The following is a 23,117-nucleotide window of genomic DNA, read 5'->3' on the forward strand; positions in this document are numbered from 1 at the left end:
TACTGCTCCCACATCTTTCAGAGACCCAGACCCAGACCCAGACCCAGACCCAGACCCAGACCCAGACCCAGAGACCCCAGAGAAACAGGAGAAACACGGAGAACATGTCGGCACCCGCATCCGCACCCGCGCCCCTGCCCGTTCCTGACGGCGACGTGCTGTCCCGTATCGCGTCCTGGTGCCGCGAACAGGACCACCGGAACAGCTACCTCGCCGATCTGCGCCGACTGGTCGAACAGGAGTCGCCGAGCGACGACAAGCCACTCCTCGACGCCATCGCCGATCTGCTTCAGGAACTGCTGTCCGAGCGGCTGGGCGAGCCGAGCCGTACCGTACGCCACCGCGAACCTGAGCTCGGCGACGTCATCGAGGCCGAGTACGACGGCACCGCCGACGGCGCCACGGTGACCGTCGTCGGCCACTACGACACGGTGTGGCCGGCCGGGACCATCGCTGAATGGCCGTTCACCCTCACCGACGGGACGGTCTCGGGCCCGGGAGCCTTCGACATGAAGGCCGGTCTGGCGCAGGGGATGTGGGCTCTGCGCGCCCTGCGTGAACTCGGTCTGCCGCGGCCCACCGTGCGTTTCGTGTTCAACGGCGACGAGGAAACCGGCAGCGTCGTGTCCCGGCCGCTCATCGAACGGGCCACCGACGGCGCAGCGGCCACGCTGGTGCTGGAGCCGGGCGGCGAGTGGGGGATCAAGGCGGGCCGCAAGGGCGTCGGCATCTTCACCCTGACCGCGACGGGCCTCGAAGCCCATGCCGGCCTCGACCCGGCGAAGGGTGCCAGCGCCATCCACGCACTGGCCGACGTCATCCGGGACCTGGTCGCCGCCGCCGCTCCGGCACGGGGGACGACCGTCAACATCGGCCGTATCAGCGGCGGTACGGCCCGCAACGTCATCGCCGGCGAGGCGACGTGCCTCGTGGACGTCCGCGTCAGCACGCAGGAGGAGATCGAGCGGGTGGACCGGGTGCTGGCCGGTCTGGTCGCCGCCGACCCCCGGGTCACCATCACCGTGGCCGGCGACTGGAACCGTCCGCCGATGCAGCCCGGCCCCGGCGGCCGCCGTCTCTTCGCGCTGGCCGACGGTGTCGCGACGCACATCCGGGCGCCCCTGGCCGAACTGTTCGTCGGCGGCGGCAGCGACGCCAACTTCGTCGCCGCCCTCGGCCGCCCGGTCCTGTGCGGCATGGGCGCCACCGGCGACGGGGCGCATGCCCGGCACGAACACGTCCTCGTCGCCGACCTCCCCGACCGCGTCGCCCTCACCGCCGGGACGCTGCTGGGCCTGGCGGGAGAACAGGGGGCGGCTCGCGGGTAGTCGCCGCGGCCGACAGGCGGCTCGCCCCCTGGAACAGGTGGCGTCGCCGCTGTGGGGGCCCGCCCGCCGGGCACGGGCGGGCCGATGGCGCCACCGCTACTCCTGGAGCTTCTCCCGGATCGCGGTCAGCGCGGCGGACACGTGCTCCTCGGTACGCGTCTTGTCGATGCCGAGCCCGCTGAGCACGCCCTTGCCGTCCTCCTGTTCCAGCAGCGCCAGCAACAGATGCTCCGTGCCGATGTAGTTGTGGCCCAGCCGCAGGGCCTCCCGGAAGGTGAGCTCAAGGGCCTTCTTCGCCCGTGCGTCGAAGGGTACGAGGTCGGGCACGGGCTCACCGGAGGGCTCCGGCAGCGCCTCGGTCACGGCCTCCGCGACCGTCGCCAGCTGTACGCCCTGGGCGACGAGCACTTGTGAGGCCAGTCCCGCCGGGTCGTCGAGCAGGCCCAGTACGAGATGCCCCGTGCCGATCTGCGTGTGACCGCCTTCGCGGGCCTTGTTCTGGGACGCGACGACGACGCTCCTGGCCCGCGGGGTGAACCTGCCGAAGTCCTGGTTCGCGTCGGGCGTCTGTTCGTCCTTCGTCACAAACCGCTTCTGGACGGCCTGCCGCGTGACGCCCATGGACTTGCCGATCTCGGTCCATGACGCGCCGGAGCGGCGGGCCTGGTCGACGAAGTGGCCGATGAGGTGGTCGGCCACGTCGCCGAGATGGTCAGCGGCGACGACAGCGCTCTGGAGCTGATCGAGAGCGTCGCCGTGCACCTTCTTGATGGCCTCGATGAGGTCGTCGAGGCGGACTGGATTATTTATCTGCGTCGGTTCCACCATGAGGCAACCTTAGGTTGACAGTTCCTCGGGTGTCAACCCGTGGTTGACACCCGTCATGGTGGACACGAGGCCGGTGAGCGGGCCGACAGGCACGGCCGGGATCTTTGACGGGACACCCCTCAGCTCAGATGCTTGGCGATCTCCCAACTGACCGCCAGTTCGACATCACCGTTGATGCGTACGTCGACCACGACAGGGCCCTCCTCGACGGCCAGCGCCCTGTCGATCTCGCCGAGGTCGTCCGGCGTCCGCACCGTGAAGCCCTTGGCTCCGAAGCCGGCCGCCAGTTTCGCGAAGTCGGGCTGCGGCATGTCGGCGTAGGACGGGTTCAGCTTCTTGTGGATCAGATCATGCTTTTCCTGGCCCAGCGCGTTGTCGTTGAACACCATCACCGTGAGCGGCAGCTTGTGGCGCACCGCTGTCTGGAAATCGGCGACGTTCATCATGAACGAGCCGTCCGCGGTCACATGCGTCACGCGCTCGCCAGGGCGCGCGAAGCAGGCACCGATCGCGATGGCCAGTCCCTGGCCGACGGCGCCGAAATCCCAGCCGATGCTCCAGTTCTCCGCGCGCGGCGCGGTGAGGGCCTTCGTACAGACCATGGCCGCGTGGCCACCGTCCAGCACCAGGATGCGGTCGTCCTTCGGCAGCGCGTCCTCCAGGTAGAGGGCCGCCCGGCGCGGATCCGTCGCGTCTCCGTCGGTGAACCGCACGCTCCGCAGCTTCCTGTCCTGCTCCTGGATCCGCTGCGCGAGCCCGGCGTCGGGCTGGCGGGCGGCCATGGTCTCGCCGAGCCGGTCCGCCAGGGCCGCCACGGCTGTTCCGGCATCCGCCGCCATGCCGATGGCGACGCGGGCGAACCAGCCGAAGGCATCGGGCCGGTCATCGATCTGGATGATCCTCTTCCCGTTCTCCAGGATCTTTCCGAAGTGGGTCGTCCATTCGTTCAGGCTGGCGCCCACGACCACCATCACATCGCTCTCGGTGAGGGTGTTCACCGTCAGATCCGAACCCAGTCCGCCACTGATTCCCAGATACTGCGGATAGTCCGCACAGAATCCGGCGGCGAGAACGGTGACGGCGACGGGCGCACCGAGATGCTCGGCCAGTCTGCGGATCTCGGACTCCGCCTGGGCGTTTCTCGCGCCGAGTCCGCAGAGAATGGTCGGGCGTTTGGCCGCCGCGAGCAGCTTGGCCGCCTCTTCGACATCCTCTGTACGCGGCGGCTGGAGGGAATGGGGACAGTACATGGGGCGGTATGACCAGCTGGGGTCCGGCATTTCCGTCTGCTGGATGTCCTGGGGCAGGTTCAGGATGAACGGCCCTTTCCTTACCTTGATCTGACGGAATGCCTCACCGAGGCAGTAGTCCACGTTATGGACGGAATCCAGTCGAACGTTGGCTTCGGTGGTGAGCCTGGCCAGCGCCGACTGGTCCACCATGCCCTGCGGGTTGTACGGATCACGCAGGGAGGTATGTCCGGCGACCACCATCAGGGGTGTGCGGTGGAGTCTCGCGGCCACCAGCGAGGTCGTGGCGTTGGTGTAGCCGGGGCCTTGGGTGACCGACGCGAGACCGGGCCTGCCACTGAACCGCGCGTAACCGTCGGCCATGCCGACGGCGCCGGCTTCATGATGTGCGTGCACGAAGGTCGTGCCATGCCGTTCGCCCAGATCCACGATCACGTCCTGATTCGCGTCCCCCATCACGGCAAACAAGTGGTCGAGCCCCTCCGTGGCGATCGCTTCGGTGACGGCCTGGAATGCCTTCATGGGGGTTTCCCTTTCCGTTCGATTCATGTGAACCAACGGCCGCACTGCTTTCGGGCTGTTGGTCCGTCAGCGTCCTGATCGACCACGGTGTTCGCTGGCGGACCGCGGTACCGGAGGTATTTACTCGCCGAGTGATTCGCCGCACCGTCGCCGGAGAGCCAGAGGGTAATACGCACCCTGACCTCGAACCCGGACGACAGGGGCAGTGGCTTCCCGCAGTCCTGACCTGGTACCGAATCGGCGTAACCGCGCGAGCCGCTCCGACGGCCGGCTGAGCCTCCTCGGGCCGGCCGTACCATTGGGCGGGCCCCAGGGCACCTGCCCGAGTGCGGTGGGGCGCCGCGGTTCCGGAGTGGTCAGAGTCCTGCGCCGGCGTCGCCGATCGCCTGGTCCAGAATCGTCAGGCCGAGCGAAAGCTCGTCCTCGGTGGCGGTCAGCGGCGGTGCGATCCGCATGACCCCGCCCATGCCGGGGAGCTGGACGATGTTCGTGTGCAGACCGAGTTCGAGGCACCGTCGGGTGACCCGTGCGCCCAGCTCGTCCGAGGTCCGCTTCGTCTCGCGGTCGACGACGAGTTCGAGCCCGGCCAGCATGCCCCGGCCCCGGACATCGCCGACGACCGTGTGGCGGTCGGCGATGTCCGCCAGGCCGTCGCGGAGAAACGCGCCGAGGGACCGCGCGCGCTCGTCGAGCTTGTCGTCGATCAGGACGTCGAGAACGGTATTGCCGACCGCGGCCACCAGCGGATCGGCGACGTGCGTGGTGAAGAACAGGAACCCGCGCTTGTGCGCCTCCTGCTCGATCTCGGCGCTGGTCACCACCGCCGCGAGGGGGAGTCCGGCGCCGAGTGTCTTGGACAGCGTGAGGATGTCGGGGACGACGCCGTCGCGTTCGAACGCGTACCAGGTCCCCGTGCGGCAGAGGCCCGTCTGGGCCTCGTCGAGGATCAACAGCATGTCGCGTTCCCGGCACTTCTCCCGCAGCGCGGCGAAATACCCGGGCGGCGGCTCGATGATTCCGCCCGAGCTCAGAATCGGTTCGACGAGGCACGCGGCCAGGCTGCCGGTCGACTGGGCGTCGATCAGGTCGAAGGCGAAGTCGAGCTGACGGCTCCAGTCCAGTGAGCCGTCATCCGTGGTGAAGTCGGGCCGGTACGCGTTCGGTACGGGGATGGCGAAATTGCCGGGTGCGGCCGGGCCGTACCCCTTGCGCCCCGTGCTGTAGGTGGCGGACGCGGCGGCCTGCGTCATACCGTGCCACGACCGTGCGAACGAGATGATCTCGTGTTTGCCGGTGACGAGCTTGGCCATCCGGATCGCGGCCTCGTTCGATTCGGCGCCGGTGGTCAGCAGCAGCGCCTTCTCCAGCGGCGCGGGCAGTGTCCCGGCGAGCCGTCGGGCGAGGTCGACCACCGGTCGGCTGAGCATGCCGCTGTAGAGGTGATCGAGGGCCGCCACCTGCCGCTGGACGGTCGCGACGATCGACGGGTGCGAGTGCCCGAGGAGCGCGCTCATCTGGCCGGAGGTGAAGTCGAGGATCTTCCGGCCGTCCGCGGTGAACAGGAAACTGCCGGCGGCGCGGTCGATGATCTCGCGGGTGAACTCGCCGCCGTAGCGGACGAGGTGCCTTTCGGCGTCGGCCCAGAAGCTTTCGGCGGACGGCGGGGAGGTCGAAGCAGCCATGCTCCCGACGGTAAGCCGCGCCGAGCGACGCGTCCATCTCGCAATGACGGCTTTCCTGTTCGGTGGAACCGCACAACAATATGAGCGTGATGAACCCGTGGAGGCTCAGGCTGCTGAGCCGGCTGGACACGCTGGGCACCATTCGGGCGGTCGCGAAAGCCGCCAATCTCAGCCCGTCGAACGTCTCGCAACAGCTCGCCCTGCTGGAGGCCGAGACACGCACACGACTCCTGGAACGAACGGGACGCCGGGTGCGACTCACCCCGGCCGGGCTGATCCTCGCGCGGCGGGCGCGGGCGATCCTCGATCACATGGACGCCGTCGAGGCGGAGCTGCGCGGATTCGACGAAGAGCCGGCCGGGCTGGTGAGGATGGGGGCGTTCCAGAGCGCGATTCACTCCATGACCGTGCCGGCGGTGACGCGCCTGGCGCGCGAGCACCCGGGTCTCACCGTCGAGTTGCTGCAAATGGAACCCCACGAAAGCATGCCCGCCCTGCGGGGAGGCGACGCGGACATCATCATCACGACCACGAACTTCGACGAGCTCCCCCTGGGACCGGACCTCGATCTCGTGCCGCTGGCCACGGATCCGATCTTGCTGGTGGTACCGCCGGGGCATCCCGCGACCGGACGCGGCACCGTGGACATCGCGGCCTACGCGGACGAGCCGTGGGCGTTCGACATGCCGCAGTCGTACATGGCGAATCTCGCGCTTCGCCTCTGCCGTCAGTCGAGGTTCGAGCCACGGGTGGTGTGCCGGTTCAGCAACTACCTGATGACTCTGCAGCACGTCGAGGCCGGACTGTCGATCGCGTTGCTGCCCGGCCTGGCGGTCGACCCCCGGTATCGCGTCGTCACCAGGGAACTCTCGACTCCCGTGACGCGCACGATCACGGCGGTGATCCGTCGTGGCGCACCACCTCGCGCGGCGGTGCGCGTCGTCCTGGACGCGTTGCGCCACCATCCCCACCCACCGCCGCCGGGCGGTGAGTGACTGTGCACGTGCCGCCACGAGGCTGCCGAGCGGTTGTCAGTACAGGCTGGGGTGGAGTTCCGGTGGTCCGCCCAGGGTGTGGCGCAGGGAGAGTGGGATGCCGCCGTCGATGTCGGTGATACCGAGGTGCGCCCCCAGTTCAGCGCCTATCAGCGCCCTGCCGGAGAGCCGCATGAGATCGTCGGACGCGTAGAGGGCCGCGATCACCCGGCCGGTGAACTGCGGGGATTCGCGCCTGTCGGTCGGTCTGGCCTCAGCGGGCAGTGCGGCGAAGTGTGCGCGTACGCGCTCGGTGTCCAGCCCGCCCATCCAGACCGACACGGCGGCGACGTTGTGCGGGCGTAGCTCCTTGGCCATGTCGGCGGCCATCTTGTCGGAGCCGGCTTTCTGGGCGCCGTAGGCGGGTCCCACGTGGTAGGCCACAGCACCGTAGTGACCTGTGTTGACGATCAGTCCCCGGCGATTGGCGATCAGCAGGGGCGCGGCGTGGAAGCTCGCGACGTAGTGCGACCGCAGGCCGACCGTTATGAGATCGGCTGCCTCCAGCGGCTGTTCCCAGAACCGCCCGGCGGGCGGGGCGTGGACCACCTGGGCCGCGTTGTTGACCAGGATGTCGAGTCGGCCGTGTTCGCGTCCTATCCGGGCGAACAGTTCCGCCACGGCCTCGTCGTCGGAATGGTCGACGGCCACCGCGACGCCCTTGCCGCCGGCTTCGTCGATGAGCGCAGCGGTCTCCGCGATCGTGCCACCGTAGGGAGAGTCGGACGATTGCCGGCTGCGTCCCGTCACGTAGACGGTCGCCCCCGACTGTCCGAGTGCCAGGGCGATGCCCTTGCCGGCTCCCCGGCTGGCCCCGGTGACCACCGCCACTCGCGGCCCGCTGATGATCGACGCTGACATGGCATGCCTCACTGGGTCGGAGAAGGATTGTGTTAGATGCAGATCGAACACTCATCACTGTACGATGGCGATCTAACATGTCAAGCCGAGGAGGGGGCCGCCATGGCCGAGCCGGTCGCGCGCCGTGCCAGAAACCTGGTCCACGCCGACCCGACGGAGGTGACCCTGCAGGAGGCACTCGATGCCCTCGCCGATCCGGTACGGCGTTCGATCCTGCGCGAGTGCGCCGGTGAGCCGGACTTCAGCCGGGCATGCGGGACGTTCGACCTGCCGGTGTCGAAAGCGACCGCAAGCCACCACTTCGCGGTACTGCGCGCCGCCGGACTGCTGGAGCAGGTGGACAAGGGGGCACGCAGGCTCAACCGGCTTCGGCGGTCCGAGTTCGACGCGCGGTTCCCCGGATTGCTGGGACTCGTTCTCACAGAAGGCGCGCCACCCGACCCACCCCAAGCCTGAGGGGTTGCCGGACGGCACGTGAGGACGAGACCGACCGGGACGGGACATCCCGCACGCCGGAGTCGACCCGCGACGCCGCTGTCGGCCGGCAGTCGGCCGCCGCTCCTCAGGCGAGGTGGTTGGTGGTGTCGGTGTCGTCTTCGGCGGTGGGCAGCTCGCGGTGTCCTTCGGAGTGGTGGTTGACCCAGCCGCACACCCCGCAGCTGTAGCGGCCGTCCAGGCCGGCGATGTGCGTGCCGCACTGCCGGCACTCGGCATGAGTGATCTGCGGACCGTCATTGGGCGACGGGGCTGGCGCGGGCCCGCCTTCCTCCGGGGGCCAGTTGCTCCGTGCGCTCATGCGCCCAGGCTACCGCTGACCGGGAACGGGAAGGGGTCACGCCTGACAACCCCTGTTCCTGCGCGGTCCGTACGAGGCGCGCGGCCCACCCCGAGCGTTCGGTGTCCGCCGACCCGGGGCGGCGGCCAACCGCCCCGATGCCTCTCGGGCTTGGTAGGCGACGCGGCCATGGCGGTTTCTGCCAGGATGCGGTGATGAAGACGACACCGGACGGACGCCCCGTCCCGCCCGCGCATGCCGATGAGCGCGCCATGCTGGAAGCATGGCTTGACTTCCACCGTGCGACTCTCGCCCTCAAATGCTCGGGTCTCAACGATGATCAAGTGCGGCTGGCCTCGGCGGCACCATCGGCGATGACGCTGCTGGGCCTTGTCCAGCACATGGCGGAGGTGGAGCGCAACTGGTTCCAGCGTGTGTTCGCCGGTCAGGATGTGCCCTTGGTCTTCGGGGAGAACAACAGAGACGGTTTCGCCCTTCGTCCGGACCAGGGACTCGATGAGGCAATGGCCCGCTGGCAGGCGGAAGTCGCTCAAGGCCGTGAGCTCACCGCGGCCGCGTCACTGGCCGACTCGGGTCGCCTGTCCGAGCAGGATGCCGGCCAGATAGGCGATCATGGGGTGTCCCTTCGCTGGATCATGGTTCACATGATCGAGGAATACGCACGTCACAACGGCCACGCCGATCTGCTCCGAGAACGCATCGATGGAGTCTCCGGGGCCTGAGATGGTCCGGCGCTGTCTTTGAAATCACCACGCGAGCGTCGTAACAGGTCTGCCTTCTCGATACGGGGGCACACGCATACCAACCGCCGAAGAGGCCGGTCACGCAGGGACAGCCGCAACCGACGCTGACCCGACCGCCCCTTCGGCCGGACGGACACCCGCACCTCCGCACGGTGAGGGCGGGCGCACGCGACGACCGCGATTCCGTCTCGGGACAGCCCTGTTGAAGGAGACATCATGATGACCTCGCTCACGACGACCGCAGCCGCCGACGCTTCCGCCGCCCCCGCGTGGTTACACGTGCTGGTGATGGCCGCGGCTGTGCTGGTCCTCGTCTACAGCCTCACGCGACGCAGTAGCTGACCTGAAGCGAGCCGATTTCCGTCGGTGGTGAGAGCGGCGCCGTGCCAGCGGCCGGCACAACCGGGCTATCCGTGGTGGATCCGGTGGTCACGCAAGCTTCGGAAGAATGTTCTTACGTCGCCGACCAGCAGGTCCGGCTGCTCCATGGCCGCGAAGTGCCCGCCCCGGTCGTAACTCGTCCATTGCACGATGTTGTTCGTCCGCTCCGCGATGTGGCGCAGTGGAATGAAGTTGTCGCGTGGGAAGTCGGCCAGCGCGGTCGGCGTCGTCGAGGGCTCGGGCGGCGTGCCCCAGTAGTCGGCATGCGCGCGTTCGTAGTAGATGCGGGCGGACGAGCCCGCCGTGCCGGTCAGCCAGTACAGCATCACGTTGGTGAGCATCTGGTCGCGGTCGACGGCGTCTTCCGGACGGTCGCGGGAGTCGGTCCACTCCTTGAACTTCTCGACGATCCAGGCCAGTTGGCCCACGGGTGAGTCGGTGAGACCGTAGGCCAGGGTCTGCGGCCGAGTGGACTGGATGTCGGCGTAACCCTGGCGGTCACGGCTCCATTCCCGGGTGCGTTCCCAGGAGGCCAGCGTGCGCTCGCGCTCGGCGGGGTCAAGAGCGTCCAGGTCTTCCGCGCTGGGGGCCTGTGTCGCCGCGGAGTTCGGCAGCAGGTTGAGGTGTACACCGATGACATGCTCGGGCCGTGTCCGGCCGAGCTCCCGGGAAATGGCCGCTCCCCAGTCACCGCCCTGCACCCCGTACCGCTCGTAGCCGAGACGCTCCATCAGCTCGGCGAACGCTCCGGCCACCCGCTTGAACTCCCAGCCTCTGTCCGTCGTGGGCCCGGACAGCCCGAACCCCGGAATGCCCGGCAGCACCAGGTGGAACGCGTCGGCAGGGTCGCCGCCGTGGGCTCGCGGGTCGGTGAGCGGACCGGCGGCCTCGGCGAACTCGACGATCGAACCCGGCCAGCCGTGCGTCATGACCAGCGGGGTCGCATCGGGCTCGGGCGAACGGAGATGGGCGAAGTGGATATTCGCCCCGTCGATCACGGTGGTGAACTGCGGCCACCGGTTCAACCGGGCCTCCGCGGCACGCCAGTCGTACTCGTGCCGCCAGTACCTCACGAGGTCCTTGAGGTAGTCCCGCGGAACACCGTATGCCCAGCCCACTCCGGGCAGTTCGTCCGGCCAACGGGTGCGGTCGAGGCGCTCGTGGAGATCATCCACCTCGTCCTGACGGACGTCGATACGGAACGGGTGGATGCTCTGGTCAGCCAACATCGTCATACCTGCACATGCTACGTACGGATGCCCCCGGCAACTTCGGCGAACCACCTCCGACTCGGACACAGTCCCGACGCTCGCGGTGCGCTCCGCCTTCGAACCGGCGTGGACGGCGCACGACGGGGTGGACACGGCGTGGGCCACGATCCGTTCGGACTCCGCACGCCCTACCGATGGTCACGGGGCGCCGCAATGATGAGCGGACCGCAAGTGATCCAGATGCCTCCGCGCACCCGCCCCCGGCGGGTGGACACGCGGTGGAAGGAGTCCACGTTGTTGCTTCTCATCTCCCCGGACAGCGTCGAGGAGGCCCTCGACTGCGCGAAGGCGGCGGAGTACCTCGACATCGTCGATGTCAAGAAGCCCGACGAGGGCTCGCTCGGCGCGAACTACCCGTGGGTCATCCGGGAGATCCGCGAAGCCGTCCCGGCGGACAAGCCGGTGTCCGCCACCGTGGGAGACGTTCCGTACAAGCCCGGCACGGTGGCCCAGGCGGCGCTCGGTGCGGCCGTCTCCGGAGCCACGTACATCAAGGTCGGCCTCTACGGGTGCACCACGCCCGAACAGGCCATCGATGTCATGCGAGGGGTCGTCCGGGCGGTGAAGGACTACCGGCCGGACGCTCTCGTCGTCGCCTCCGGTTACGCCGACGCCCACCGGATCGGCTGCGTCAACCCGCTCGCACTGCCCGACATCGCCCTCCGCTCCGGCTCCGACGCGGCCATGCTCGACACCGCGATCAAGGACGGGACACGGCTGTTCGACCACGTTCCGCCGGACGTCTGCGCGGAGTTCGTCCGGCTGGCCCACGAGGCCGGTCTGCTCGCGGCCCTCGCGGGCAGTGTCAAGGGGGCAGATCTCGGCGAGCTGACCCGCATCGGCACGGACATCGTGGGCGTGCGCGGGGCGGTCTGCGAAGGGGGCGATCGCAACGCAGGAAGGATTCAGCCGAGCCTGGTGGCCGCCTTCCGGGCGGAGATGGACCAGCATGCCCGGGAGTACGCGGCTGCCGCCGCCGCGAGCTGACCGCAGGCATGCCGACACGTCAGCACCCACAGGCGCCCGGGACCCGCGGCCGGAGCTTCGCCGTCCTGGATCCGGCAACGGGCGAGGCCTTCGACGACGCTCCCGACCAGCGGCCGGACGAGCTGGACGCCGTCGTCGACCGGGCCCACGAGGCCTGGCGCGGCTGGCGGGCCGACCGCGTCACCCGCGCCACCGCGTTGCTCGCGGCAGCCGACGCCGTGGAGGCGGCCGGGGCCGAGCTCGCTCCGCTGCTCACCCGCGAACAGGGCAAGCCCCTGGCCGAGTCGTACGCGGAGATCGCCCGCACGGCGGCCCGGCTGCGCTACTTCGCGGAGCTGGACCCCGGATCCCGGCCGATCACGGACGGACGCCCGGTACGCAGCGAGATCCGCTGGCGATCGCTCGGGCCCGTCGCCGCGATCGTCCCGTGGAACTTTCCCCTCCAGCTCGCCTCGGCGAAGTTCGCGCCCGCACTCGCCGCGGGCAACACGGTGGTGCTCAAGCCCTCCCCGTTCACACCCCTCGCCACACGGTTGCTGGGGTCCGTCCTCTCCACCGCCCTTCCCGAGGGCGTACTGACGATCGTCACCGGCCGCGAACCTCTCGGCGCCCGACTCGCGTCCCATCCGGGGATACGCCATGTGACCTTCACCGGTTCGATTCCCACCGGACGGGCCGTCGCGGAGGTCGCGGCGGCCTCGCTCTCCCGGGTCACCCTGGAGCTGGGCGGTAACGACGCCGCCATCCTGCTGGAGGACGTGGATGTGGAGAGGATCGCGGACCGGCTGTTCTGGGCGGCCTTCCGCAACTGCGGGCAGGTCTGCATGGCGGTCAAGCGCGTCTACGCCCCGGTCCGGCTCTACTCCCAGGTGGCCGAGGCGCTCGCACAGCGTGCGAAGAGCGCCGTTGTCGGAGCCGGGATCGACCCGGACTCGCGGCTGGGGCCGGTCAACAACGCCCCCCAACTGGCCCGGGTCGAGCGATACACGGCGCGGGCCCTGGCCGACGGCGCCCGAGCCGTGACCGGTGGCCACCGGCTGGACCGGCCGGGCTACTTCTTCGCCCCGACGATCCTGGCCGATGTCCCACCCCACAGTCCGGTGGTCACTGAGGAGCAATTCGGTCCGGTCCTGCCGGTGCTGCCGTACGGGAGCCTCGACGAAGCGATCGAGGCGGCCAACGGCACCGGCTTCGGGCTGGGCGGCTCGGTATGGGGGACCGACCTGGACCGTGCCGAGGCGGTGGCCGACCGGCTGGAGTGCGGGACGGCATGGATCAACCACCATGCCGAACTGTCCCTCGCCCAGCCGTTCGCGGGCATCAAGGAGAGCGGCGTCGGCGTCGCGGGCGGACCGTGGGGGCTCTACGGGAACCTCAGACCGTTCGTCGTGCACCGTCCGGAGGAGGCGGGCCCATGAGGTTCGGCGCGGCGGTACTGCGCTCGTACGAGAGCCGATTCACCGTCGAGGAGGTGATCCTGGCCGCGGGGCCGGCCGACGGCGAGATCCTGGTCAGGATCGCGGGCTGCGGGCTGTGCCGGACCGATCTCGCGGTCCGGCGTTCGGCGGGCCGCTCACCACTGCCGGCGGTACTCGGCCACGAGGGGGCCGGGGTCGTGGTGGAGACGGGTGGCCCGGACACCGGCCTGAGCGTCGGCGACCATGTCGTGCTGAGCTTCGACTCCTGCGGACACTGCCGGAACTGCATGGGTGCGGCTCCCGCCTACTGTGACTCCTTCGCCTCGCTCAACCTCTTCGGAGGGCGCGGGGAGAACGCGGCGCGGTTCACCGACGCGGCCGGGGGAGCGCTGGCCCCCCGGTGGTTCGGTCAGTCCTCGTTCGCCGAGTACGCGATGGTCCTGGCCCGCAACGCCGTCCGGGTCGACCCCGAGCTGCCCATCGAACTGCTCGGACCGCTCGGCTGTGGCTTCCTCACCGGAGCCGGAGCGGTGCTGAACTCCTTCGGTGCCGGCCCCGGCGACACCGTCGCCGTGTTCGGCGCGGGGGCGGTGGGCCTGGCCGCGGTGATGGCCGCCACCGCCGCCGGGGCGGTGACCGTGGCCGTCGACCGGCACCCCGAACGCCTGTCCCTCGCCGAGCGGTTCCACGCCATCCCGTTGCACGCCGACTCGGCCGGCCTGCCCGACCGCATCCGGCGACTGACCGACGGCGGCGCGCGGTACGCGCTGGACACCACGGGTTCCGCCCAGCTGATCAACGACGCGCTGCGGGCCCTGCGCCCGACCGGTCACCTCGGCCTGGTGGCACGGCTCCACACCGCGCTGCCGCTCGAACCGGGAGCACTGGACCGGGGCCGGCGGATCTCCCACATCTGCGAGGGGGACGCGGTGCCGGGACTGCTGATCCCACGGCTGACAGCACTGTGGCAGGCCGGGCGGTTCCCCTTCGACCAGCTGATCCGTACGTACCCGCTCGCGGACATAAACGAGGCCGAACGCGACTGCGACGCGGGCCGCGTGGTCAAACCCATCCTGGTTCCGGAGGGGAGGAACCGATGAGCGGGGCTTTCCACGCCGCTGCCTGTCTGGTCGACCGCGCCACCGCCGTCTGACGACCGGCCACGGACACCGCACGGCCGTGGCCGTGGCCGACCCTCCCGCGATGTTCGTCGGTGCGCTCCCGTCCCGGCGGGGGAGACGTACCGGCGGGGGAGACGCCCCGGCCCTCGGCCGATGGCGGCGTTACGGCCGTGGCTTGTTCGCGAACACCCACCGGTTGCCCGCCAGCGCGTCGTTCTCCTCGGGCAGCGGGCCGCGTCCGTGCCGACGGGTGAAGTCGAAGGGGGTGTGGACCGATGTGGACCAGCCCTTGCCCGTCAGAGCACCCGTGGAGTCGGGCCGCGGCTCTCTGGCGAACAGATCGAGCAGGTCGATACCGATCTGGTGTTTCGTCGAGGTGTAGAGCGGACTGTCTCGGTATGCCAGCAGGTCCGCCTCAAGCTTGACCTCGAACGCCAGGGCGCTTCCCCCTGCGCTCAACCGGTCCACCGAGTCGATGAGCGCTGTCTCGGCGGCGTTGGGCAGGTAGAACAGCACCCCTTCGGCCAGCCAGACGCTCGGTGCGGCCGTGTCGAATCCGGCGTCGGCCAGTGCTCCGACCCAGTCGTCGCGCAGATCGATCGGGATCGGTACGCGGGCCGCCCTCGGCGTGGCCGACAGCCCGCCGAGCACCTCGTGCTTGAACGCCAGCACGCCTTCCGTGTCGATCTCGAAGATCACGCAGCCGGGAGGCCAGTCGAGTCGGAACGCCCGCGAGTCCAACCCCGCCCCGAGCAGGACCACTTGGCGGGCGCCCGCGCGGACCGACTCGAGGAGGAAGTCGTCGAGGACCCTCGTCCGCAGTCCGAAATAGCGGGCGAACCTTCCCCACAGCGGGTTCGCGTCCCCGTCCGGAGCCTGTTGCACGCGAACCGGCCAGCCCGCGGAAGCCGGTGCGGCCAGCACGAAGTGTTCCGCGTAGATGTCCCGTGCCAGGCTGTCATGACGGTGAGTCTCGATCGCCCGCGCCGCGGCGACCATGAGGGCGGTCAGACCGACACCCTCTTCCACGCCTTCCACACCGGTGTTCCTATGTGCTGTGCCGACCATGTGTCCTCCCCTGGGGCGAGCTGAGACCACGAGCAGTGCGGAAAGCGAAAAAAGCGACGAATGCGAGGGACGGATCCGCGGTGAACGTACGAGCCGGTTCCGTACGTGTGCGATGTCGTGCCGGCGGCTCAGGATGGCGCGAGGAGAATTCGGGAATGATCGGCCACCGCATTCCCGACCTGAATCCGAACCCGGAGATCGTGCGGCGTCCTCACTATCCAGCCGACGACCGTCCGCCGCGCGAAACTCCGGTCCCGTTCACCTGAACGGGTGAATATCGCCCGCTGCTCGATGATAGCACCGCCGACGTCCAGCGGGCCGTGACGCAGGAGATTCGTCGAGGGCTTGGCGCTGTTGCTGAGTCCTGGTGGTGCTTTCTTCGGGCTCATGCGGGATTCGGGCTGAGGTCAGGCCGACGGCGACGGGGTGGAGGCGCCGGGGACGCCGGTGGGCGTAAGCGCGATGACGGGGATGATCCGCTCGGTCTTGTTCTGGTAGCCGGCGAAGCCGGGGTAGCGGCTCGCCTGTTCCGCGAAGGCCGCGTCGCGCTCATCCCGCTCCAGTACGGAGGCATGCACGGTAAGGATCTCGTCGCCGACCTCGATCTGTACATCGGGATGAGCGAGCAGGTTGTGGTACCAGTCGGGGTTTCGGTCGGAGCCGGCTTTGGAGGCGAACACGAGGTAGCGTTCCCGGTCCGGCAGGTACATCACGGGATTGATCCGCTGGGCGCCGGACCGGGCGCCGACGGTGTGCAGCAGGAGCAGCGGCACTCCGGCGAAACTTCCGCCGACCTGCCCATGGTTGGCACGGAACTCGGCGATGGTGCGTGCGTTGATCGAGTCTGCGTCGGACATCGTTCCTCCGTCTTGGTTCTCGGGGCCGTGGGTTCCGTGGCGGGGAAGCGGGAGTCAGGAAGCAGGAACGAGAAAGGCCTCGCGACGAATCCTGCCGGTTGTGCTGAGTTCGTGCGCGGACGCGGCCTCCGACAGCGAATGACCGGGCACGTCCAGGGCGTGCGGCGTCATCTGCTGGAGTCCGCAAGCCCCGGACAGCCGCGCGGCTCGTAAGCCCCGGGAAACGGGCCGGTCAGCGCGGCGGGCCCACGATGACGTTGCCGTACTTGTCGGCGAGGGCGGGATCGGGCGTCACCTGGAAGCCGGGCGGACGTGGTGTGGACTTGTCACGACCGGTCTCCCGGAACATCCCCTCGATGCCGGCCGGCGTGTTGATCATCAGCAGGTCGGCCTTCTTGGAGGTGACGCGGTAGCCGTGCGGGATCTGCTTCGGCAGGAACACGACGCCGCCCTTGGCGAGTTCGTGCTCGTGGTCGTCGCACCACACCAGGGCGGTGCCTTTGAGCAGCAGGAAGACCTCGTCCTCAAGAGTGTGCTTGTGATAGGGCGGCGCCTCGCCCTCTGCGACGTCGAAGCGTCCGATCATGAGCTGACCGTCGGTGGCCTTGCCGTCGAGCAGCATCGCCAGTGTGCCGCCGTCGAGCCATTCGAGTTGCTGCTGCTGTTCGGGTTGCGCGAGATAGACCATGCTCACGGCAGGCTCCGTTCAGGCGCGGGGACGCTCGTGCGGGCGAAGCGTCCCAGGCCGACGTGCACCGGAAGCTCGGCTCGTTGCTGTGCAGAGGCCGGCAGGACGGCACGATCCGGCACGACGTGCGCACGGCCGACCTCGTGATCTTCGGCGCGCTGATGGCGCAGCGACTCCCGCACGTCTCCGGCTGGAACCAGACCGCGCAGCGCCTCGTGGACATCTACATCGCCGGCATGGCGCCGACGACCCGGCCGCTCAGGGACCGCGGCTGAGCGCCGAGGGCGTCCTTCGCCATTGAGCCGGTCCGGGGGCTCGCCCGGATGGCGGACCGGGCGGCAACGTCCCACGCGGCGCTTCTGCCCCGCCCCGACGTACCCCCGGTCGTGTTCAACCGTCGGCGCGGCCCCGGCTCGTGGCCGGGCCGGCCTGCGCTCCGGCCGGGGCGGGGCCGTCGTGTTCCACCGCCGCCGCGAGCCGTCCGAGCATGCCACGGTGCCGGACCTGCAAGAACGCGTCCAGGACGAGGTTGTGGGCCGCACCGGCGAAGCCGCGCAGGGGATGCTCGTCGACGATCACCAGGGTCTCGTCACCCCAGGGCCGGATGTCGAGGGCGACGCGCGCCGTGCCGAGCGGCCCGCTGTGTGCCTCCAACTCCAGCCACCGCGGGGGCTCATGACGCCGGACGACGGTGTATCCCCGCAGTTCCTTGGAGCCCAGCCGCACCGTATAGGTGAGGGAGGAACCGACCTCGGGCCAGCGGCCCTCTCCGGGGAAGGAACGTGCCGTGCCGACCACCCAGTCGGCGTACCGCGCCGGGTCCGAGAGGACCCGCCAGACAGCGGCCGGCTCGCGGGCGATGAGGTGGTGTCGTACGGCCATGTGCCCTCCCTGACGAATCGCTGTGAGCCGTGGTGAGTGCGGGTCCGAGTCCCGGAGGTCACATGGCCTTCGGGAGGGTGCCGCCGTACGCCGATGAAAGCACCACGCCTGGATTCGCGTGAGCGCACATGCCGCGCATCGGCACGCCCTTGCTGATACCCCAGAGCCGCTCTCCGCTTACCTCTGCCTATCGGTCACCAATAGTGGCGCCTGCCGCCTACGCCATGCCCAACAGCCCCCAGTACCCAGAGGATGGCGCCGATGACGGCGAGGACAATCCCGATGGTCCACAGGACCGAGATGCCGGTGACGAAACCGACCACAAGCAAGATGACGCCGATGAGGATCATCGCGTGCCCCAATCGTCCGCAATTTTCACCAGTCTGCGCCCTCTTGGCTCCCCTCGCGACACGCAAGCGGTGGGTGAACGTGGGCCGCGGCCGTGTATCGACGCATGGGAAACCGGTCAGTCGCACGGCATCACACCCGATGGGCGGGAGGGCGTCGGAGCGATCCGCGCGTTCCGTACGGGGAGGGATGCACCGGGTTTCCCGCTGGTACGCCCATCGCTTCATGCCGGCGATGACGACCGGGCTCTCGCTGAGCACGCCGCCGGCCCGGACGCTCCACCGGGCCCGCCGTGATCGAAGGCCGGCGGTGACGAGGCGTCGAGGTCCTGGCGGCGCGTCACCGGGTGTGCCACGCCCCGCATGGCACACCCGCTGGTCTGACGGCGGGCCGGCAGCGACTGCTGGGGCGGGGCCGCAGGGATCTCTATTCGGGCTGCGTCACCGTCAGGGCCCACCGGATGCTTTCCTGTGAGGCATCGATTCCCACGGTGAAGGATCCCTGCTGTACGACACCCGCATCCATGGTCACCGAGCCCACGCCCGCACTGCCGGCAGGGCAGTCCACCGTGAATTCGGCCACCCGCAGCTGCTGTGACTCCATCGTCACCACCACACTGCCTCCGCCCTCACAGGCAACGGTGAGCACGGTCGGCAATTCTTCCCACGCGCCCCCCGACGCGGCTCCACCGTCTCCCGTCATCTCCTCCACCCACACCAGACCCTCCGGCCCGGGGTGAGGAAGAAGACCTCCGGCCGCCGCGGCGGGCACGACTCCCGCTCCCGTCAGGCCGAACGCGGCCACCATCGCCGCGGTCACCATGCTCCTCGCACGCATCACGCCTGCCCCTCCCCATGATTTGTCATGTAACAGACAGTATGGAGGGAGGGAGGTTCGCATGCATGAGTACAGGCACTCATGACGTTCGCGCGTTGCGGCCCGGGGCGGCGAGGGCGGCGAGGGCGGCGAGGGGCGTGCGGGGCGTACGGGGGCCGGGCTTCGCCCGGCCTGGTGTGTCCTGACCGCGGCGGTCTGTCTACGCCGCTTCCGCACCCCGGCCGTGCGGTCGGACCAGCTCCGGCGTCCATTCGACGTACTCGACCTCGGCACCGTCGGCGTGGCGGGCGTACAGGAACCGCCCCGTCGGGCCGCTCGTCACGGGAGTGGTGATGGTGGCGCCGGCGGCCTCCAGCGTCGCTTTCACGGCGTCGAGGTCCTCGACGACCACGGTGGCGGAGGCGTGCGCGTATGCCGCGCGGTCTTCGGCCGGGCCCGCGATGACGAGGAAGTCGCCGATGGCGGCCAGTTCGACGGTGTGGAACGCCATCCGCAGGTGGGGCTCGGCGCCGGTGAGATCCTTGAGCAGCGGCAGCGCGTGATCGAGGTCGTCGGTCCACAGCCGGGCGTATGTCCTCAGAATGGGCACGTGTGGCTCCTTGCCAGGTCGGCGGCGGCAGGCATGCCAGGGCCGCCTTCGGTTTCTTCCGGATACTTGGAAACCGTAGGTGAGTATCCTCTGACGTGGAAGAACGTACTTTTCGGTGAGAGGGGAACCTCTTGGTGACCGAACAGGTCAGCCGTATGCCCGAGGACGCCGATGTGATGCGCGCCGACTCCCTGGCCCGCGAGATCTACGCCGGTGTGGCCAACAAATGGGCGCTTGTCGTCATCAACGCCCTGGAGGTCCGCACTCTGCGCTTCAACGAGTTGCGGACCGCGGTGGACGGCATCAGCCACAAGATGCTCACCCAGACCCTGCGCGGGCTCGAACGTGACGGTCTGGTGGACAGGACGGTGTACGCCACCGTGCCGCCTCGTGTCGAGTACCGCCTCACCGAAGCGGGCCTGGCGCTGCGGGACACGGTCAACGGCATGTGCTCCGTGACCCGCCGGTACCTCGGCGAGATCGAGGCGGCCCGCCACCTCTATGACACACGCGGTGACACCCCGCGCTGACCCGCGGCCCTGGCCTCCCCGCGTCGGGTGCTTCCGCGCCGAGGTCAGCCGTCGGCGCGCATCGTGGCGTAGAGGGTCGGGTCGTGGGCGCAGATGATGGCCAGGCCGGGGTCCGCGCGCTGACGCAGCTCCGCGAGGCGGGCGTGGTTGTCCCGGACCCTTCTCAGGTCGAACGCGACCAGGTTTTCCATGCCGCGCAGGGCCGCGGGTACGCGGGAGCGGCCGTCGACGGTGCCGGGGTGGTAGAAGGCGTCGCCCGCGTGGAGGATCCAGCGGGTGCCGGTGTCGACCGCGAAGCAGGCGTGTCCGCGGGTGTGGCCGGGAAGGGAGATCAGGACGATACCGGGGGCGATGTCCACGAGTTCTTCGGCCGCGGGGAAGCCTTGCCATGGTTCGCCGCACGGGCTGTGCTCGACGATCTTCGGCTGGTGCGCCCATTGGGCCGAGCGGTAGCGGATCCTCTCGCGCCGCGACGGCGAGATCATCGACCCGAGTTTTTCGGCCGCCGTGACGTGGACGGTGGCGTGCGGGAAGTCCGACAGGCCGCCGATGTGGTCGGCGTCGAAGTGCGTGATGAGGATGTCGCGTACGTCTTCCCGGCGGAAGCCGAGTCCCTCGACCTGGCGGGCGGCGGTTTCCTCCGGGGCGAACGCGGGTCTGACGATGTGGCGGGCCGGGCCGACCCGGCGTGCTGGTTCGGCGATGTCGTCGAGTCCGTAGCCGGTGTCCACGAGAACGAGGCCGGTGCCGGTCTCGATGAGCAGCACGTGGCAGACCAGGTGGGTGGAGAGGTACCGCATGGTTCCGCAGTTGAGGTGGTGGACCTTCACGGGCGGGGTTCCTTGGGGGTGGGGGGCCGCGGGCCGGCTCGGTCGGCGAGGGCGGGAGGCGTGGTGTCGACGAGAGAGGGGTGGGGCTCGCCGCCGGACATCTTCAGAAGGCCCTTGAGGCAGCGCGCGGCCAGAATCCAGTTCCTGGGGTTCTTCATGTTCAGGCCGCCGATGAGCTGCCGGAGCATGGTGAGGGTGTCGAAGTAGACGCGCTCGCAGACCAGTTGTTCGTGTTCGTCGAAGATGAAGTACGCCGTCATACGCACCCGGAAGCGGCTGCCCGTGGGCGGAATGGCGCCGAGGGGGCCACGGTGGGTGCCGAGCAGCCAGAACTCGGCGATCACGGCGTCGTCGCTGTGGCGCAGGGCGATGATCTCGTGATCCTGGTCGGGGAAGGCGACGCGGGTGTCGTGGTAGTAACCGCGGACGGCACGGTCGCCGTCATGAACGGTCATCGTGGAGATCAGCTCGTAGTGGGGGTGCGGGAACGTCGACAGGACGTCGTCCCACTCCTGGCGGACCTCGTCGTGAAAGTGATCGAGGACGAGCTTCTGACGCGCCGCGCGCACTTCTTCGGTGATCATGATCGTTCCGGCTTCTGCTCGGCCATGCTGTGGGGGTGGGGGAAGGAGCCGCGGGTCGGTTCGGGACCGGTCGCCGGAGGGCGTGTAATGGTCTCAACTGACGTGCGGTGCAAGTCTTTTCGTTCGGGACCGTGACGCTAGACTTGCGCCGCAAGTGATGTCAAGTGCATGGCGAGATCGTGTGGTCGGAAGCCGCCGCGAGCGAGGGAGGACAACGCATGACGGTTCGAGGCACCGGCAGGGGCAGGCGACTCGGTCTGACGCGGGAGAAGGTGATCGCCGCGGCCGTGACGATGATCGACCGTGACGGACCCGACTCCTTCTCCCTCAGGAAGCTGGCCGCCGAACTCGACATCGAGAACATGTCGCTCTACAGCCATGTGCCCAACAAGGACGCCTTGCTGGACGGTGTGGCCGAGGTACTGCTCGCCCGGATCGAGTTCCCCCGCACCGACAGCGACCCCGACACCGGCAGCGGCAGTGACAACGGCACCTGGCAGGACCGTATCCGGGCACATGCCACCGCGTTCCGCGCCGCAGCCAAGCGCCACCCCAAGGCATTCCCCCTGGTACTCACCAGGCCGACCCAGTCGCCCGCGGCCCTCGAAGCCATCGGTTCAACACTGGCCACCATCACCGAACTCGGCCTCTCGCCCGAGGAGATGGTCCACGTACTGCGCAGCTACACCGCCTTCATCGTCGGCACGCTCATGCGCGAGCTGGGCTACGCCCTCCACCTGGGCACCACGGACCCGGACGAGATCCAGCAGCGCGTCGACGCCATCACGAGCACGGGCGCCCCTCTCCTCGCCGACGTCGCGCCCTACCTCGCCACGAGCGATCACGACGCCGAGTTCCACTACGGGCTGGAGCTTCTGATCGCCGGACTGGCGGCGCGGACCGGAGTGCCCTACGACGGCGGCCCTCCGAACCCCCGGCCGCAGACCGGCCTCGGCGGAGACCGCGCCGAGCCCGCGTCCTGACGGAATCGCCCGACGGCAGGTCACGCGATGCGCATTGTCCTGCGGGTCAGGCACCTGTCACCACGGCACCGAACCTGCCACCCCGGCGCCGATCAGGGGCGGTTCACATCGACACACGGGCCGGAGAGATCCTCAAGGCTTCGACGGTACGTCAGACCTGGCCGGCCTGAGAGTCGTGTCTCGCCGGTGACGGTGAACCCCGTACGTGCCAGCACAGCTCGGGACGCCGCGTTGTCGAGGGTGGTGGCGGCCCGCAGGGCGGTCAACCCGTACCTGTCGGCGGCAAGGCCGCACACCTCCCGCACGGCCGAGGTGGCCAGCCCCCGACCCGCGGCCCGCTCCGCGATCCGATACCCGAGATCGGCAGCACCATCCGCCACGTCCACCAGGTTGACCCGCCCCAGCACTTCGCCCGCAGCGCCGATCAGCAGGTGGAAATAGCAGACCCCGGCCTCCTGCTCGGCGAGCAGGTCACGGTGTCGCTCGTCGAACCGGGTGAAGTACTCCTCGCCCCGATCAGGAATGGACGCTGCGAAGTAGGCCCGATTCTCCCGTTCGAAGGCGAGGAGCGCCGGGGCATGATCCGGACGAAGCAGCTGCGGCTCAGGCACGGGGGGACTGTATAGACCCCGCCGTCCGCCCGCCACACGATTACGACGAAGCACCGGCCCTGGCGATGAACCCTCGGGGCTGATGAGG

General features: G+C 69.3%; 27 protein-coding genes. 11 read left to right on the forward strand and 16 right to left on the reverse strand.

Annotated elements, in window-relative coordinates:
- The first annotated feature begins 104 nt into the window (after positions 1–104).
- Positions 105–1,328, forward strand: a complete 1,224-nt coding sequence (locus CU044_RS01680; RefSeq protein ID WP_129766567.1) for a M20 family metallopeptidase — start codon at positions 105–107, stop codon at positions 1,326–1,328.
- A gap of 96 nt (positions 1,329–1,424) precedes the next feature.
- On the opposite strand, the gene CU044_RS01685 is transcribed toward CU044_RS01680, so the two are convergent.
- From CU044_RS01685 to CU044_RS01695, 3 genes are all read right to left on the reverse strand, one after another.
- Complete coding sequence (locus CU044_RS01685) at positions 1,425–2,156, reverse strand: Clp protease N-terminal domain-containing protein (RefSeq protein ID WP_129766569.1); 732 nt, start codon at positions 2,154–2,156, stop codon at positions 1,425–1,427.
- Between the two features lie 119 nt (positions 2,157–2,275).
- Positions 2,276–3,928, reverse strand: a complete 1,653-nt coding sequence (locus CU044_RS01690) for a thiamine pyrophosphate-binding protein (RefSeq protein ID WP_165371744.1) — start codon at positions 3,926–3,928, stop codon at positions 2,276–2,278.
- A gap of 356 nt (positions 3,929–4,284) precedes the next feature.
- The gene (locus CU044_RS01695) at positions 4,285–5,610 is read right to left on the reverse strand and encodes an aspartate aminotransferase family protein (RefSeq protein WP_129766573.1); all 1,326 of its coding nucleotides are present in this window, start codon (positions 5,608–5,610) and stop codon (positions 4,285–4,287) included.
- An 89-nt stretch (positions 5,611–5,699) separates the two neighbouring features.
- Between CU044_RS01695 and CU044_RS01700 the strand changes: the two genes are divergently transcribed.
- Positions 5,700–6,605, forward strand: coding sequence for a LysR substrate-binding domain-containing protein (locus CU044_RS01700; protein WP_205124047.1), 906 nt, complete (start codon positions 5,700–5,702; stop codon positions 6,603–6,605).
- Between the two features lie 36 nt (positions 6,606–6,641).
- On the opposite strand, the gene CU044_RS01705 is transcribed toward CU044_RS01700, so the two are convergent.
- The gene (locus tag CU044_RS01705; protein ID WP_129766577.1) at positions 6,642–7,505 is read right to left on the reverse strand and encodes an SDR family NAD(P)-dependent oxidoreductase; all 864 of its coding nucleotides are present in this window, start codon (positions 7,503–7,505) and stop codon (positions 6,642–6,644) included.
- 102 nt (positions 7,506–7,607) lie between these two features.
- Here CU044_RS01705 and CU044_RS01710 point away from each other — a divergent pair, with 102 nt between their 5' ends.
- Positions 7,608–7,961, forward strand: a complete 354-nt coding sequence (locus CU044_RS01710; protein WP_129766676.1) for a helix-turn-helix domain-containing protein — start codon at positions 7,608–7,610, stop codon at positions 7,959–7,961.
- A gap of 106 nt (positions 7,962–8,067) precedes the next feature.
- On the opposite strand, the gene CU044_RS01715 is transcribed toward CU044_RS01710, so the two are convergent.
- Positions 8,068–8,301, reverse strand: coding sequence for a hypothetical protein (locus tag CU044_RS01715; RefSeq protein ID WP_129766579.1), 234 nt, complete (start codon positions 8,299–8,301; stop codon positions 8,068–8,070).
- Positions 8,302–8,495: 194 nt separating this feature from the next.
- Here CU044_RS01715 and CU044_RS01720 point away from each other — a divergent pair, with 194 nt between their 5' ends.
- Together CU044_RS01720 and CU044_RS39980 are read left to right on the forward strand one after the other, a co-directional pair.
- Entirely contained in the window at positions 8,496–9,023 is a 528-nt protein-coding gene (locus CU044_RS01720) for a DinB family protein (protein WP_129766580.1), read from the forward strand.
- A gap of 237 nt (positions 9,024–9,260) precedes the next feature.
- Complete coding sequence (locus CU044_RS39980) at positions 9,261–9,386, forward strand: hypothetical protein (RefSeq protein WP_275670168.1); 126 nt, start codon at positions 9,261–9,263, stop codon at positions 9,384–9,386.
- Between the two features lie 65 nt (positions 9,387–9,451).
- Here the strand turns inward: CU044_RS39980 and CU044_RS01725 are convergent, their stop codons facing one another.
- Positions 9,452–10,654, reverse strand: coding sequence for an epoxide hydrolase family protein (locus CU044_RS01725; RefSeq protein ID WP_129766677.1), 1,203 nt, complete (start codon positions 10,652–10,654; stop codon positions 9,452–9,454).
- A 222-nt stretch (positions 10,655–10,876) separates the two neighbouring features.
- Between CU044_RS01725 and CU044_RS01730 the strand changes: the two genes are divergently transcribed.
- Genes CU044_RS01730 through CU044_RS01740 form a run of 3 tightly spaced genes read left to right on the forward strand, consistent with a single transcriptional unit; the run spans position 10,877 to position 14,201 of the window.
- Entirely contained in the window at positions 10,877–11,683 is an 807-nt protein-coding gene (locus tag CU044_RS01730) for a (5-formylfuran-3-yl)methyl phosphate synthase (protein ID WP_129766678.1), read from the forward strand.
- Between the two features lie 8 nt (positions 11,684–11,691).
- A complete protein-coding gene (locus tag CU044_RS01735) occupies positions 11,692–13,101 on the forward strand; it encodes an aldehyde dehydrogenase family protein (protein WP_129766582.1) in 1,410 nt (469 codons plus the stop codon).
- Entirely contained in the window at positions 13,098–14,201 is a 1,104-nt protein-coding gene (locus tag CU044_RS01740) for an NAD(P)-dependent alcohol dehydrogenase (RefSeq protein ID WP_129766583.1), read from the forward strand. Before CU044_RS01735 ends, CU044_RS01740 begins: the two co-directional genes overlap by 4 nt.
- Positions 14,202–14,384: 183 nt before the next feature.
- On the opposite strand, the gene CU044_RS01745 is transcribed toward CU044_RS01740, so the two are convergent.
- The 3 genes from CU044_RS01745 to CU044_RS01755 all read right to left on the reverse strand — a co-directional run bounded on the left by CU044_RS01745 (position 14,385) and on the right by CU044_RS01755 (position 16,835).
- Positions 14,385–15,290: a class I SAM-dependent methyltransferase gene (locus tag CU044_RS01745; RefSeq protein WP_129766585.1), complete on the reverse strand. Its 906-nt coding sequence runs from the start codon at positions 15,288–15,290 to the stop codon at positions 14,385–14,387.
- A gap of 407 nt (positions 15,291–15,697) precedes the next feature.
- Positions 15,698–16,147, reverse strand: a complete 450-nt coding sequence (locus CU044_RS01750; RefSeq protein ID WP_129766586.1) for a nitroreductase family deazaflavin-dependent oxidoreductase — start codon at positions 16,145–16,147, stop codon at positions 15,698–15,700.
- A gap of 232 nt (positions 16,148–16,379) precedes the next feature.
- Complete coding sequence (locus CU044_RS01755) at positions 16,380–16,835, reverse strand: cupin domain-containing protein (protein ID WP_240045278.1); 456 nt, start codon at positions 16,833–16,835, stop codon at positions 16,380–16,382.
- On the opposite strand from CU044_RS01755, the gene CU044_RS40145 reads away from it, so the two are divergent.
- Positions 16,775–17,110, forward strand: a complete 336-nt coding sequence (locus tag CU044_RS40145; RefSeq protein ID WP_345790110.1) for a hypothetical protein — start codon at positions 16,775–16,777, stop codon at positions 17,108–17,110. The two genes, CU044_RS01755 and CU044_RS40145, sit on opposite strands and share 61 nt — an antisense overlap.
- A 115-nt stretch (positions 17,111–17,225) precedes the next feature.
- Here CU044_RS40145 and CU044_RS01765 read toward each other — a convergent pair whose 3' ends face one another.
- The 4 genes from CU044_RS01765 to CU044_RS01775 form a co-directional block, all read right to left on the reverse strand.
- Entirely contained in the window at positions 17,226–17,717 is a 492-nt protein-coding gene (locus tag CU044_RS01765) for an SRPBCC family protein (RefSeq protein WP_129766592.1), read from the reverse strand.
- Positions 17,718–17,911: 194 nt separating this feature from the next.
- The gene (locus tag CU044_RS38285; protein WP_165371745.1) at positions 17,912–18,067 is read right to left on the reverse strand and encodes a DUF6131 family protein; all 156 of its coding nucleotides are present in this window, start codon (positions 18,065–18,067) and stop codon (positions 17,912–17,914) included.
- 424 nt (positions 18,068–18,491) lie between these two features.
- Entirely contained in the window at positions 18,492–18,887 is a 396-nt protein-coding gene (locus CU044_RS01770; protein WP_240045265.1) for a hypothetical protein, read from the reverse strand.
- Between the two features lie 214 nt (positions 18,888–19,101).
- On the reverse strand, positions 19,102–19,491 hold the full coding sequence (locus tag CU044_RS01775) for a VOC family protein (protein ID WP_129766594.1): 390 nt from the start codon (positions 19,489–19,491) through the stop codon (positions 19,102–19,104).
- A 131-nt stretch (positions 19,492–19,622) separates the two neighbouring features.
- Here CU044_RS01775 and CU044_RS01780 point away from each other — a divergent pair, with 131 nt between their 5' ends.
- Complete coding sequence (locus CU044_RS01780) at positions 19,623–20,021, forward strand: helix-turn-helix domain-containing protein (RefSeq protein WP_129766596.1); 399 nt, start codon at positions 19,623–19,625, stop codon at positions 20,019–20,021.
- Positions 20,022–20,065: 44 nt separating this feature from the next.
- On the opposite strand, the gene CU044_RS01785 is transcribed toward CU044_RS01780, so the two are convergent.
- Together CU044_RS01785 and CU044_RS01790 are read right to left on the reverse strand one after the other, a co-directional pair.
- Positions 20,066–20,851 (reverse strand): MBL fold metallo-hydrolase, encoded by a 786-nt coding sequence (locus CU044_RS01785; protein WP_129766598.1) that lies wholly within the window; start codon positions 20,849–20,851, stop codon positions 20,066–20,068.
- Positions 20,848–21,435: an ester cyclase gene (locus tag CU044_RS01790; RefSeq protein ID WP_129766600.1), complete on the reverse strand. Its 588-nt coding sequence runs from the start codon at positions 21,433–21,435 to the stop codon at positions 20,848–20,850. The genes CU044_RS01785 and CU044_RS01790 overlap by 4 nt, the downstream gene beginning before the upstream one ends.
- A 218-nt stretch (positions 21,436–21,653) precedes the next feature.
- Between CU044_RS01790 and CU044_RS01795 the strand changes: the two genes are divergently transcribed.
- Positions 21,654–22,418, forward strand: a complete 765-nt coding sequence (locus tag CU044_RS01795) for a TetR/AcrR family transcriptional regulator C-terminal domain-containing protein (protein ID WP_129766602.1) — start codon at positions 21,654–21,656, stop codon at positions 22,416–22,418.
- Positions 22,419–22,510: 92 nt separating this feature from the next.
- Here the strand turns inward: CU044_RS01795 and CU044_RS01800 are convergent, their stop codons facing one another.
- Positions 22,511–23,029, reverse strand: a complete 519-nt coding sequence (locus CU044_RS01800) for a GNAT family N-acetyltransferase (RefSeq protein ID WP_129766604.1) — start codon at positions 23,027–23,029, stop codon at positions 22,511–22,513.
- Positions 23,030–23,117 lie beyond the last annotated feature (88 nt).

This window comes from Streptomyces sp. L-9-10 (assembly GCF_004151105.1).
GTDB lineage: Bacteria > Actinomycetota > Actinomycetes > Streptomycetales > Streptomycetaceae > Streptomyces.